General features: G+C 43.8%; 18 protein-coding genes and 1 pseudogene. 3 read left to right on the forward strand and 16 right to left on the reverse strand.

The features are described from left to right. Positions 1-59: 59 nt before the first annotated feature. The 3 genes and pseudogenes from NLX82_RS01445 to NLX82_RS01455 all read right to left on the reverse strand — a co-directional run bounded on the left by NLX82_RS01445 (position 60) and on the right by NLX82_RS01455 (position 1,769). Positions 60-515, reverse strand: a complete 456-nt coding sequence (locus NLX82_RS01445) for a DinB family protein (protein ID WP_071558644.1) — start codon at positions 513-515, stop codon at positions 60-62. 56 nt (positions 516-571) lie between these two features. Beyond that, positions 572-829 (reverse strand): YdcF family protein, encoded by a 258-nt coding sequence (locus tag NLX82_RS01450; protein WP_071558643.1) that lies wholly within the window; start codon positions 827-829, stop codon positions 572-574. Between the two features lie 302 nt (positions 830-1,131). Then, a pseudogene (locus NLX82_RS01455) lies at positions 1,132-1,769 on the reverse strand (hypothetical protein). A gap of 135 nt (positions 1,770-1,904) precedes the next feature. On the opposite strand from NLX82_RS01455, the gene NLX82_RS01460 reads away from it, so the two are divergent. Next, positions 1,905-2,231 (forward strand): hypothetical protein, encoded by a 327-nt coding sequence (locus NLX82_RS01460; protein ID WP_023989029.1) that lies wholly within the window; start codon positions 1,905-1,907, stop codon positions 2,229-2,231. A gap of 61 nt (positions 2,232-2,292) precedes the next feature. Here the strand turns inward: NLX82_RS01460 and NLX82_RS27490 are convergent, their stop codons facing one another. The 5 genes from NLX82_RS27490 to NLX82_RS01480 all read right to left on the reverse strand — a co-directional run bounded on the left by NLX82_RS27490 (position 2,293) and on the right by NLX82_RS01480 (position 3,773). After that, complete coding sequence (locus NLX82_RS27490) at positions 2,293-2,418, reverse strand: hypothetical protein (protein ID WP_023989030.1); 126 nt, start codon at positions 2,416-2,418, stop codon at positions 2,293-2,295. Positions 2,419-2,588: 170 nt separating this feature from the next. Continuing rightward, positions 2,589-2,759 carry a hypothetical protein gene (locus NLX82_RS01465; RefSeq protein ID WP_023989032.1) on the reverse strand — a complete coding sequence of 57 codons (171 nt, stop codon included), beginning with the start codon at positions 2,757-2,759 and terminating at the stop codon, positions 2,589-2,591. 144 nt (positions 2,760-2,903) lie between these two features. Then, positions 2,904-3,122, reverse strand: a complete 219-nt coding sequence (locus NLX82_RS01470) for a hypothetical protein (protein WP_254347429.1) — start codon at positions 3,120-3,122, stop codon at positions 2,904-2,906. Between the two features lie 54 nt (positions 3,123-3,176). Continuing rightward, complete coding sequence (locus NLX82_RS01475; RefSeq protein ID WP_023989034.1) at positions 3,177-3,452, reverse strand: hypothetical protein; 276 nt, start codon at positions 3,450-3,452, stop codon at positions 3,177-3,179. A gap of 123 nt (positions 3,453-3,575) precedes the next feature. Next, positions 3,576-3,773, reverse strand: coding sequence for a hypothetical protein (locus NLX82_RS01480; RefSeq protein WP_023989035.1), 198 nt, complete (start codon positions 3,771-3,773; stop codon positions 3,576-3,578). A 472-nt stretch (positions 3,774-4,245) separates the two neighbouring features. Between NLX82_RS01480 and NLX82_RS01485 the strand changes: the two genes are divergently transcribed. Further along, positions 4,246-4,680 (forward strand): hypothetical protein, encoded by a 435-nt coding sequence (locus tag NLX82_RS01485; RefSeq protein WP_023989036.1) that lies wholly within the window; start codon positions 4,246-4,248, stop codon positions 4,678-4,680. After that, positions 4,664-5,020, forward strand: a complete 357-nt coding sequence (locus tag NLX82_RS01490) for a DUF6199 family natural product biosynthesis protein (RefSeq protein ID WP_237449129.1) — start codon at positions 4,664-4,666, stop codon at positions 5,018-5,020. Before NLX82_RS01485 ends, NLX82_RS01490 begins: the two co-directional genes overlap by 17 nt. Before the next feature lie 28 nt (positions 5,021-5,048). Here NLX82_RS01490 and NLX82_RS01495 read toward each other — a convergent pair whose 3' ends face one another. The 8 genes from NLX82_RS01495 to NLX82_RS01535 all read right to left on the reverse strand — a co-directional run bounded on the left by NLX82_RS01495 (position 5,049) and on the right by NLX82_RS01535 (position 12,657). Beyond that, positions 5,049-5,234, reverse strand: a complete 186-nt coding sequence (locus tag NLX82_RS01495) for a hypothetical protein (RefSeq protein WP_068942649.1) — start codon at positions 5,232-5,234, stop codon at positions 5,049-5,051. 366 nt (positions 5,235-5,600) lie between these two features. Next, complete coding sequence (gene glnA, locus NLX82_RS01505; RefSeq protein ID WP_013310575.1) at positions 5,601-6,929, reverse strand: type I glutamate--ammonia ligase; 1,329 nt, start codon at positions 6,927-6,929, stop codon at positions 5,601-5,603. 117 nt (positions 6,930-7,046) lie between these two features. Beyond that, the gene (locus NLX82_RS01510) at positions 7,047-7,460 is read right to left on the reverse strand and encodes a MerR family transcriptional regulator (RefSeq protein WP_007430683.1); all 414 of its coding nucleotides are present in this window, start codon (positions 7,458-7,460) and stop codon (positions 7,047-7,049) included. An 83-nt stretch (positions 7,461-7,543) separates the two neighbouring features. After that, positions 7,544-8,797 (reverse strand): methionine gamma-lyase family protein, encoded by a 1,254-nt coding sequence (locus NLX82_RS01515; protein ID WP_076159213.1) that lies wholly within the window; start codon positions 8,795-8,797, stop codon positions 7,544-7,546. 111 nt (positions 8,798-8,908) lie between these two features. Beyond that, the gene (gene hflX, locus NLX82_RS01520; RefSeq protein ID WP_023989039.1) at positions 8,909-10,195 is read right to left on the reverse strand and encodes a GTPase HflX; all 1,287 of its coding nucleotides are present in this window, start codon (positions 10,193-10,195) and stop codon (positions 8,909-8,911) included. Between the two features lie 113 nt (positions 10,196-10,308). Beyond that, on the reverse strand, positions 10,309-11,292 hold the full coding sequence (locus NLX82_RS01525; protein ID WP_025718768.1) for an AAA family ATPase: 984 nt from the start codon (positions 11,290-11,292) through the stop codon (positions 10,309-10,311). Positions 11,293-11,407: 115 nt separating this feature from the next. Continuing rightward, positions 11,408-12,103, reverse strand: coding sequence for a YdcF family protein (locus NLX82_RS01530; RefSeq protein ID WP_023989041.1), 696 nt, complete (start codon positions 12,101-12,103; stop codon positions 11,408-11,410). Next, positions 12,100-12,657 (reverse strand): ribonuclease FAU-1 family protein, encoded by a 558-nt coding sequence (locus NLX82_RS01535; protein ID WP_028540711.1) that lies wholly within the window; start codon positions 12,655-12,657, stop codon positions 12,100-12,102. Before NLX82_RS01535 ends, NLX82_RS01530 begins: the two co-directional genes overlap by 4 nt. Positions 12,658-12,735 lie beyond the last annotated feature (78 nt).

The raw sequence follows: 12,735 nt of genomic DNA on the forward strand, positions 1-12,735 counted from the left end.
ACGTGTCCCGTTAGTTCAATACCAATCCCATTCCGAGTAATGGTGATTATTAGGCCCTGTTAGAGCCTCGCGAACGTGATGTAATCGACTTGGGCAGGCTCTGCCGATTCGATCCGAAGTGCCCGGTTGATCTGCCCCCGGTGATATTGCCCATGTAAGAGGACCTGCGACAGGATGTCCCGTACGGACGTTCGGAACGGAACCCCGCTCTGGTTCGCATAGTCGATCATCTCGTCCAACTCGGATTCCTCGAGCCCTTCGATATAGACGCGATATTGCTCGGCGTTTTCTTCGAACATCGTCCGGATCGCCTTCAGGTCTTCCACTTCCTCCCACAACGAATATTGCGTGCTGCCCTTGCCCTGCAATCGGGACAGCCAGACTCGTTCCGCGACCGCGACGTGCCGAACCAGCTTCAGAAGGTCCTTGTTCTTCGTCTCACTCTCCTCAAGCACGTCCAAGATGCGCCCGTCCGCCCAGTACAGGTGGTCCATCATGCACTTGATCGTCTTCATTTCGGTTCCCCCCTCTTCGTTTCATCGATTACTTGAACCTACTGTTATTCGTTAGTTTAATCATTTGAATGAACTAAAACAACCTTTTTTGGATGAATTCCTTGTTGCTGTAACACTTCCAAGGAGAAACGTACATTTTCAAAGGTATTAGTTGCTTTATCTTCTTTAAGTAATGATTCTGAAGGTACTCCTAACGCTACCCCGACATTTTTTAGAAACTCCCATTCGGCTGTTTCTACATGAGGGATCGTACCACCAGAAGGTAGAATAAATTGAGCGATACCGCTATGGTACAATGTTGCAACTCTTTCCATTAATTGAGGATGACTTGCTCCTGGGAATTAATATAATGTCTGACTGTTCCAACTCCGTTTCGAAAAACATAAAATCACTAATACAATCAAAGGGGAATGACATATGTAGAACTCCTCAGTATTAACACCCTGGAATCCGGTATTTTCGAAGTATTCAAAGACTATCCATTCGCTATTTGGTTAAATTTTCCTGCCCGTTAGCTTAATGAAGCATCGTCAGACTATTACTTTATTTTTCTGTCTAGAACTTTATTTTCTTCTGACACCTCAATAAAGACCGCAAAGGCTTAAGCCCTTACGGTCTAATTTACTTCTGGCACCCTAAGTCCGATTTCACCCTCCTTGTTGCGGCCCCGACCATAGTCAATAACCACAAAATCCAAAGTCCGATTAATTTTAAGACTGTTTGCTATATTTACAATCGCTCGTCGTCGTTTAACTGCAAATGTCGTGGCTGAGATACTAGGCACATCTTTTCTGTATCCCTTCTCCATATACTGCTGGGCCTTGAGGTATTTTTTACCGTCTATGAACAGCAGCTTAGCAGCAAGTCCCTCGTGTGGATCCCTCATGTTGTTTACGGCGAAGCGGACATTGTTTGTGATGAATTGATAGAATTTGTAATTCATATGCCGTTTGTCCTTTAGGATTACAGCGTTTGCTGTTACACCTGCCGTTAACTCCTGACCTGACTCTCGTTTTGCAATTGCCCCCTCGGCGGAAAGTAACTCATACGCAGACATTCCGTTTTCAATCTACTGGAGAGCAAACTCATAGTTTTTGATCACCTCGATCATATCAACATACTTACTAAGAAGCCACTTTGTTTTTCGAATATCTTCCTGCTCAATGTCCGAAAAAAGTTTACCTGGATTATCTTTTGTGTATCAGAAGACTCATCTTCAAGACTATTAACTATACACATTTGATCGTCATTCATCGTTTATCATTCCTTTATATAATGTGATAATTTGGTGAAATCGTTATTTTTGGTATATATATGTAAATCAAAACACTATAATTACCTTACACCATAGTTTGCATACGAAGAAAACAAACTAAGGAGGCTTTACTTTTGAGAAAATCTATTATTGCTTTGGCTGCTGGCACAGTTCTTCTTGGGGCATTGTCTGTACCGTCTTTAGGTTTTGCAGAACAAGCCCCAACTTCAGCAAATATTTCTTCTCAGTCACCATATGATCCGCCTCAAGGGAACAAAAAATGGGTAAGTGGCATCAGAGGTGCAACAGTTAAAGAGGATATGAAATCGACAGTTCCAACTCAAAAATTTTACATGACAGGAGGATTTGGAGGAAATATTAATTTATATAAATGGCAACAAAAAGGCAACAACAAAGTATGCCCATTATATCAAGGCTACATTTACAAAATATTCCCTTAATAATAAAACTAACTTTAAAGTAAGCACTTTTTTTCATAGGTGCTTATTTTTTTCATCGTTATTATTTGCCATATTTAATCCTCACCTCGCTTGCCGGCACAGTCTCAATCAACATATACCTATCTACTTGTACTACACCTATAAACAACAGTACAGCAGCTAATATAGTGGTATATGCGCGTATCATGTGGCATCCTCCTTGACCGCCGCATTCGCAAACACTTTAGATAACTCGATATTAATACACACTTTGCCCTCTGCGTTCGGTGCATTAAAATAATCAGTCCACAGCTGGAAGGCTTTCATGAGTGACCCGTTTAGTCTGGCTATCTCTGCATCCTTTGTTGTATTAGGGATTCAGATTCCTTTTGAGTATCGACGAGTACCTTTATGTTTCCTTTCAATAATTTCATTTTCGGTGTTCGAAAAATACAACCGTTTTTCTATATTATCTGCCCAACTTTTTTCTTTTTCGGCTTCCAGTATCCAGTAAACCATTCGCTTTTCCCAGTCTGGTTTATCTGTCATTGTTGTTCCTCCCCCAGCATTCGTCGTCTTCATCGTCTCCTATAAGACGTTCTGAGCAGCACGGACATAGACGATTGTAACAATCCTCGTATCGCCAAGTAGCCCGCGATTCAGGAGAATCCATCGCTTTTCACTCACTATAGGTTAATCTTCATCGCGATTGTTTCCCGTCGTATGAGTACCACAGTGTTGCATTCTCCTGTCACCCAATCGTCGTCTTCGAAATTTCAGTTCTTCTTCTTTTCGATCAATCTCTATATGCAGTTCTGACCAAAAAAATCCTTCTGCCAAAATGCGAAAATCTTCTCCTTGCAAGTCTTCTGTGTCTTCTTGTTTTTCCTTTTCTGATTTGATCAAGTCCATGATCGAATATTCGTGTCCGTCTTGGAAGAAGCGACGCAGTCCGCTTCCTGCTCATTATTCACTACGATTTTCATCTATATATTCTCCCTTTGGTGCCGTGTGACCGACACCCTGTATAGGCTTAATATTCAAATCACGATATCTTATCCCATGTTCAATGGGGCTGCTGCCTAATTCTTCATGTTCATCATCACATTCCCGACAGCAAGCAAACTCCCCATCGTATAACCTGCCTGTAAGTTTTTCTCTAGCTTCGCTTATCGGCTTTCCGCAGTTGGCACATCTGGACTTACCATCTTGTTTAATAGCCGATATCGGCCACACATTCATATCTATCATCCTTCCAACGTTCCTGGGTGAGCGTATTGTATTGGTGGTTACTCCCTACCTCATCCACGTAAAACCGCTCTATGTAGCGTTTGAGGTGTATTACCTCACTGTGCTTATCGCTCATTATAGGTATATTTGTCTAATATCTATGTCAATCAGTTCTAATCCCCCTAATTCTTCTATTTCTTGTGGGGTTATGATCATATTGGGCTTTTCAGACCGAATCTGCGCTCCGATCTCACGCATTCTATTCCCTTCGTATTCTTCTAGATAAACCAACTGTCTCACCGCTACTGTTTCATACACTTTGTATTTACTCACGGGTTATCTCTCCTTTGGTATAGGGGATGCATTGTGTCTCTCTCCTTTATGGAAAGTTCCCCTCCTTCTTGTCCCCTATGGGTTCAAAACTTTTTAATGCAATGCTCCAAAATACTTTCATGGCATTGGCTTTGTATAAACGGTCTTCGCATCTTCATATGTCAGGCGAAAATATGCACTTTTCTCATCCCGTCCGCCTCGTTTTGTAGCTAACCCTTTAGCAACAAGATCATTCCAAACCGATCGACCGTGTCACAGTAAAAATTGTTTTTTGTCGGCTTCTTGTTGTAAGTTAAGCCCCAAGCGTGCTCACATTCTCCAGCTGTTTCTCGCTAAGTTCCATCTTGTATCCTTCCTCTCTACTCTTCGGGGCCATTAATGACGCAATACACCGCATTAGCTTAGAGGCATATCTACCAAGCCCTCAACACTGAATATCTTCTGCATAAACTATCAAAAAGGAGATGAGATAATGACTAGATTGTTAGATGCTCGAACATCTCAAAATGCAAGCTATGGTAATACAATCTCAATTCCCTTGCCAGCCAATACTCCTGTAGCCATCGCAGAGCTTGGCTTAGACGTGACGGGCGCTGGGGAAAATATGCGTGTACAATTATCAGGGATTGCTGAGCTTTCATTTCCCACTACTCCACCATTTGACTCCGTTATTGCTATTTCTATTGTTAGAGGCACTCTCGACTCTCCTGTTGCTTACGCCCTTTACTCTGTTAGTGTCTCCGAGGCAAATCCCAACGCTGTGCAGGTCGTCACCATTAATGCTTCCGATTACAATGTCCCTCTACCACCATCAAATGAATTGGTGTATACCTTATATCTATTTTGCACAGCGGATGCCACCCGAATAGGAATAGAAAGTTTTAACGCGGTTGCCTATTCAGATTAAAATTACACCTTCAGATGGAGGGCAAAGCCCTCTTATTTTTCTTCTATCCGTTCTTGAGGGACGATACTTTCCATCTGTCGTTCTTTTTTGGTATAGTTTACTTAAAGGGGCTGATCCAATGGGATTCATGCTTATTTTTATTGCGATTATTTTTTTCTCGCTTGGTATTTTAAGTAAACGAAATCCCACTTGGGGATGGCGTGCAAACGAAGCCTGGAAGATCAAAGGTGACTCAGAACCAAGTGATGCTTACATTGATGACATGAAATTTAGAGGCTCTGTATCGATTCTCTTTGGGTTCTTCTTTTTAACATGTGGACTTTTGGTTATATTCCTGTAAGTTCTACTATCTGTTTTCAATCCTCAAATTACCCACATCCATAAGGCACTTGCTGTTTGGCGGCGACTCCCAAAATGTCACTGCTCACGTTTTCAAAAACAGAAATCTGTCTCTCATCCATAGCTTCCAGCAAACGAACTTCCTTAATCTTCAAAGACCGACTGCCGCTGTAGTAAGTAGTAAAAATCATTTTTCTCGCATAGTATTTACTCATCTAACCAGCCACCTATAAGGAAGAACAATGTAGAAACTCGACTCGTCACTTTGGAGTGTGAGTAGCTTAGAAGAGCCAGTATACCCGAGTGTAATGACTTCATTTTCTAAGACTTTCAAGGCATCCAACACATATTTGCATTCAACGTTAGTTTGAAATTTTTTCACAGCCGACGTTTATGCACACATCTCCAAAAAAATAGAGATGAATAGCATGGAGAAATATGAGTCTTTTACCGGGAGTCTACTTCAATAATATTTTTTTATGGGGAGATTGTGGGGAGAACTAATTAGTCTCAAATGACGGATGGATTACCCACATACAAAAAAATCCCTCAACGCTTAGAGCGCCAAGGGATTTCCCATTTTAGTAAAGCGTCAGATATTGATCACGTTCCCATTGATGCACTTGGGTTCTGTACATATCCCATTCAATTTCCTTAAGCTCATAGAAGTAGGCCAGAGCATGGTCGCCCAGTGCGTCAGAGATAACTTCGCTCCGAATAAGCTCAGACAAAGCTTCTTTCAAGTCTGCAGGCAGACTTGGAATGCCTTCTTCAATCCGCTCTTCCTCAGACATCACGTAAATGTTACGATCAATCGGAGCTGGCAGAGCCAACTGACGTTTGATACCATCCAAACCGGCTCTCAGCATCACTGCCAAGGCCAAATAAGGATTCGCCGCCGGGTCAGGGTTACGAACTTCGACGCGAGTGCTCAGACCACGAGATGCGGGAATCCGAATCATTGGACTGCGATTGCTTGCAGACCAAGCCACATAACAAGGCGCTTCATAACCTGGTACGAGACGTTTGTAGGAATTTACCGTTGGATTCGTGATCGCTGCCATTGCACGTGCATGTTTAAGAATACCAGCCATATAGTGGCGGGCCGTCTGGCTTAATCCGAGTTCATCCGTTTCATCATAAAATACATTTTCATTATCCTTAAACAAGGATTGATTGCAGTGCATACCGGAGCCATTTACACCAAACAAAGGTTTTGGCATAAAGGTAGCATGCAAACCATGCTGACGAGCAATCGTCTTAACAACGAGCTTGAACGTTTGAATCTGGTCGGCAGCTTTAATTGCATCTGCATATTTAAAGTCAATCTCATGCTGACCAGGTGCAACTTCATGATGAGATGCTTCAATTTCGAAGCCCATCTCTTCAAGCTTAAGTACAATTTCACGACGGCAGTTTTCACCCAGATCCATCGGAGCCAGGTCAAAATACCCGCCTTGGTCATTCAGTTCTGTAGTCGGCTCGCCTTTTTCATCCGTTTTGAACAAGAAGAATTCAGGCTCTGGTCCGACATTCATCGAAGTGTATCCCAACTCTTCTGCTTCCTTAAGTACACGTTTCAAGATACCCCGCGGGTCGCCTGCAAACGGAACTCCGTCCGGCTTATAAATATCGCAGATCAAACGAGCTACACGATCCGAGGTTACCCAAGGGAATACAACCCAAGTGTCCAAATCCGGATATAAATACATATCAGATTCTTCAATACGCACATAACCTTCTATGGAAGATCCGTCAAACATCATTTTATTATCCAATGCTTTTTCCAGTTGACTAACCGGAATTTCAACGTTCTTAATAGTGCCCAGCAAATCTGTAAATTGCAAACGAATAAAACGAACATTTTCTTCTTTCGCAATCCGAAGGATATCTTCTCTGCTATAACTCACTCTAACCTCTCCCTTTCTGTAACGACTATATACGAATCGGCTGTTCTATAAATTACTTAAATGATGAGACCGGGTTTTAAAGTAAAGCGACCTTATACCAGGAGGTAAGTCAAAGCATTATCTCTTATTGAAGAACCGTGATAATTCGCCTTGGATCAGGGATACCTGTCCTGGTCTTTTGCCTGCAACAAGTTGTTGTTTCAGTAAGCGGTGAAGCTGAGTATCGGACATTTCACGGCGTTTGACTTCCGTATCTGCTGTAATAACCGTAGCTTCCTCCGATTCCTTGGTAACCGGATTCATGACTTGTTTAATTCCCGCAATGTTAACACCCTTCTCGATCAACGCCTTAATTTCAAGCAGACGCTCTACGTCATTAAAAGAAAAAAGACGTTGGTTTCCCGATGTACGGGCAGGAACTATCAAGTTATGCTGTTCATAATAACGAATCTGACGTGCTGACAAGTCCGTTAGCTTCATGACAATACCTATTGGAAATAAGGCCATATTTCTGCGAATTTCGTCGCCCATTTGTCATCAACCTTCCAGTGATCTATTATTCACCTTATTGTACATTTAGCTGATGCAAAGTGTCAATGACATGTTAGAAAAACTCACAATAATTTACGTTCTTTCATCGTTTGCAGAGCCATAAGCACTCCAAATTTAACATGAGAGTAGGTTAAGCCCCCTTGCATGTAACCAATATAAGGCTCACGAATCGGAGCATCCGCAGATAGTTCCAAACTTCCCCCTTGTATGAACGTACCTGCAGCCATGATAACTGGATGCTCATAACCCGGCATATCCCACGGCTCCGGCACCACATGGCTATCCACGGCAGCTGCACGCTGAATGCCCTGTACAAAAGCAATTAGATGCTCTGGTCCACTAAAAGAAATAGCCTGAATCAAATCCGTACGCTCTTCATGCCAGGCAGGTTTGGTCTCAAATCCCATCTCCTCAAAGACCGCAGCTGCGAATACGCTCCCTTTAACCGCTTGCCCAACCAGTGTTGGAGCAAGGAATAGTCCCTGAAATATGCCTCGTGTAGTACCTAGCATGGCACCTACTTCTCCACCGATTCCAGGTGCAGTTAATCGGTAGGATGCTAGCTCTACATACTTTTGTTTGCCGCAGATATATCCACCCGTTTCTGCAATGCCACCACCGGGATTTTTAATCAACGAACCTGCCATCAAATCGACACCTACCTGAGTAGGTTCCAACTTCTCGGTAAATTCACCGTAGCAATTGTCAACAAAGACAATGACGTCAGGTTTTATTTCCTTCACACGTGCTGTCATTTCTTCAATATCTGCTACACTAAACGAAGCTCTCCAATCATAACCGCGTGAACGCTGAATACCGATCACTTTGGTATTGGCATAGATCGCAGCCTCCACCGCTTCCCAGTCCACTTTACCTTCCTCTGTCAGTGCGGTTTCTCCATAAGTAACACCAAAATCCTGCAATGATCCTGTTCCATCGCCGGGCTTACCAATCACTTTGTGGAGGGTATCATAAGGTCTCCCAGTAATGTACAACAGTTCATCCCCTGGACGCAGCACACCAAATAAAGCAGTGGCAATTGTATGAGTACCCGAGGCAAAATGCGGACGCACCAACGCTGCCTCCGCACCGAACACATCCGCATAGACTTCTTCCAGCACCTCACGTCCCCGGTCATTGTAAGCATATCCCGTAGAACCCGCAAAGTGAAAATCGCTCACTTGCTTCCGCTGAAATGCCTGAATTACCTTCCACTGATTTGAATCTACAATATGATCTATGTGCTGTATACGTTCTTGTATTTTATGTTCTGCCGTTTTCTGAATTTGCTGAATTTCTGGACTAAAAACTACCATTTACCTTCTTGACCCTCTCTCTTACGCAGCCTTAGGCTATTCATGTTATATTATTGTTCACTTTGAACGATGAGTATTATCATTTTATTGACCCAAAAACATCATTAGATGTTAACCTTCTGTGAACTCGCTGAGTGCATGACCGTACTTTTCGTACTCGCCTCTTTGAATCTCAACCTCATAAATGACATCATTGCCATCATACTCTGTCAGCAGTACATCTCCGATTCGATAAAGCACCGAGGTTAAATCCCCACGTTCCGCAGGAATGCGGAATCTCAGCGTATCACCGCTCAGATGCTCTTGAATCAGTTCACGAATGTGCAACAAATCCCCTTCATCAAAAGCACTAATTTTCAAATAGCCCTCCCCAGAAGGAAGCATTTCCAGTTGCTCAGGGGTACAGGCATCTTTTTTGTTAAATAATACGATCTGAGGCTTGTCCGCAGCCCCTAGCTGCTGCAAGATCGTCTCTACAACTTTCATCTGTTCGTCTCGCATATCCGAGGAAGCGTCCACGACATGCAAAATGAGATGAGCCTCATTCGCCTCCTCCAAAGTAGCCCGGAAGGAAGCAACCAAATCATGAGGAAGATTTTGGATAAAACCGACTGTATCCGTAAGAATAATTTCTTTTCCACTCGGTAGCTCCATTGTTCTGGAGGTAGGATCCAGCGTCGCAAACAGTTGGTTCTCAATATATACATCGGCTGCTGTCAGTTGCTTCAACAGCGTCGATTTGCCCGCATTGGTATAGCCAACAAGTGCAACCTGAACAATACCGCTCTTTTGTCTGCGCTCCCTGTGCAAATACCGGTGACGAGTCACTTCCTCCAGTTGGCGTTTCAGATCACTGATTCGGTCACGAATATGACGACGGTCTGTCTCCAGCTTGCTTTCACCAGGACCACGTGTTCCGATTCCGCCACCGAGACGCGAGAGATTTTTGCCATGTCCAGACAAACGGGGGAGTAAATATGACAACTGCGCCAGTTCAACCTGAATAATACCTTCCCGTGTTTTTGCACGTTGAGCAAAAATGTCCAGAATCAACTGTGTCCGGTCAATAATTTTGAGATCCAGACTTTCTTCCAGATTCCGTACTTGGGCCCCCGAGAGCTCCTGATCAAAAATAGCTGTATTCGCTCCCAATTCTTCAGCAACTGCACGCAATTCCTCTACTTTTCCTTTGCCAATAAACCATTTTGAATCCTTGGCTTCCTTATTCTGTGTCAGGACGCTCAGTACTTCAACTCCCGCTGTCTCAGCCAATTTCACCAGCTCATCCAACGAGTATTCCGTATTGATGCCAGATCGTTTGACTTCATCCGTAATCAGACTGACCAGTACCGCCTTGTCCTGCATTTCAGTTTGTGTATCATGAGTGGAGTTCGCCATATTGTTTGCTCCTTTATTTTCATGTCAACTCTCGAACAGAGACCGACCTGATGTTCAGGCCGGCCCCCGTTCGATGTCATACCATTCGATGTGATTCAGATTCCTATTATCGCCTATCTTTTGTCCATTTTCAAATCCTCTGGACGCAGCGTCATCAATTCCTGCTTGCCGGGTTGCCCGCTCCGGTACTGATTGAGCAACCTGACAGCTTGGTGCCGAATCGCTTTTTCAATCACGTTACGAACATAGCGTGCATTACTAAATGCATGAAGACTGTCATTACGCTCGTTTAGCAAATGCTCCTTCATTTTAATTATGGACTGAGGCATGAGAATATAGTCCCGCTCCTTGGCCATCATCTCGGAAATTTGGATAAGCTGATCTACAGTATAATCAGGAAAATCCAACTGGATTGGAAAGCGAGAAGGAAGACCAGGATTCGTTCGTAAAAAAAAGTCCATTTCCCCCGAGTATCCAGCGAGAATCAAAATAAATTGATTTTTTTGATCTTCCATGGACTTTACCAAGGTATCAATCGCTTCTTTTCCAAAATCCTTTTCCCCTCCGCGTGCCAAACTGTAAGCCTCATCAATGAACAACACGCCGCCAAGAGATTTCTTTACCAGATCTCGCGTTTTCTGTGCAGTGTGCCCAATATACTCACCGACCAGATCAGCCCTCTCCACCTCAATCAGATGACCTTTGCTCAGTACCCCCATTTTTTGCAGCATTTTAGCGATAATGCGGGCTACTGTCGTTTTCCCCGTACCTGGATTTCCTTTGAAAATCATGTGATATACGTGTGCATTGCTCAACAATCCCGCATCCGTGCGCATATGGGCGATTTGCAAAAAGGCATATACCTCAAATACCAGGTCTTTGATGTTATCCAAGCCGACGAGATGATCGAGTTCTTTCTGAATTTCCTGATAAAGACTGAGATACTGCGGTAGAGCCTGTGACTTGGTTGAAGCCACTGCTTCCGTCTCGTCCACAGTCACCGAAGCTATCGGCTCCGGGCTACGCAGCACGACATTAATTTGTCTGGAAGGTCTCTCCTCCGACCGCTTGCCCGCGGCGATTCCCCGTCCGTTCATGCATCCATCACCTCAACATTTCTTCAGGCACAGCTTACCCTATTAATGTATTCGGTCTGGCATGTCCTTATTAGCATAAAAGCAACGGGAACGTGCACAAAGCCTTTTCTTAAATTCAGGCAACCCAAGTTTGAGCGCTGATCCACCACCGTTGCAGCGTCCATTTAGCGTATGCCAATACTTCTCTTGATTGATGAATTGGCATATTCAGCACTTTGGATTCCGTCAGAGCCATCTGAGGATGATCAAAATTCAAGAATTGAGCAATCTCCATCGCCCGAGGGCCATGATAGCTATGTGTAATGATCACGGTGGAGGTCCATCCATATTCCTTCATAATGCGCTGGCTATAGAGCAGATTTTCGTAAGTACTGGTCGCATGGTTTTCCAACACAATATGCTGTACAGGGACCCCTTTATCTACCAAATAGCGTTGCATGCCCTCAGCCTCCGTATACGGAAAATCTGGTTTATCCAGTCCCCCACTTACAATTAGACGCTGTACCGTCCCGTTGCGGTATAAGTGCAAGGCTTCTTCCAGCCTTTCCTTCAATCCAGGGCTGGGCTCAGCTCCCCACATAGAAGCACCTAGTACGATACCAATTTGCACTTGCTGGAGCGGAGTGGTAGAGGCAGCCGTATTCATGTTCCACACTCGGATACCTGCCCATACCAATCCGACCAAAATGAAAATCATCAAACAAAGTACAAGACGCTTGGATACCATAGATATTTTCTTAAGGCGACTCTGCCTGCTTTTCAACTCAGGACGTTTGGGCCCAGTGTCTTTAATCCACTGCAAAACTTTCACCGTTCTCTCTTGAAATCACCGTTGTGAAACCATTCTGACCGGTGTTTCAGTGACATTTTAAAATAGGGGAACACGTGGGCATCTATCTGATGTAACACATCAGCCGCTGTACGGTTAGCCAATTCTGCCTCTTGCGTTGAGATATGCCCCCGTTGTAACGCCTCCTCCAATTCATCCTCATCCACTAGGAAGATTTCACCGTTTTTAAGCACCACAACATCCAAATACAAATCGTCAAACCATGGGACTCCTTGATCGGTCACACCCTGATTACGGCAGGTGTCAATGTACCATTCAACGATCTGCTCCCGATTGTCAAACATAGCAGTCACCACATAGTGCTCACCTTTTGGGTAATATTGCAGCCAGGAATATCCTTTATCGGCTATGCAAAACGTATGACCACCGTAACTTTTCCATAACGGCTCCTTGAGACTCAAAATTGTATACAGGGTCACATATCCTGTAAACGCGTCACTTTCTACATACCGGCAAGCAAACTTGCGATTGGTGATTCTGCGCCAGTTGGCCCGGTCTCCGAATTTGCGCTTCATAAATGATGTTCCTCTCCAACATTGGTAAAACCAGCTTACCATATTTAAACTGTACACTCAAAAAGAACCCCTTTAAAA

This window comes from Paenibacillus sp. A3M_27_13, assembly GCF_024213315.1.
Lineage (GTDB): Bacteria > Bacillota > Bacilli > Paenibacillales > Paenibacillaceae > Paenibacillus > Paenibacillus polymyxa_B.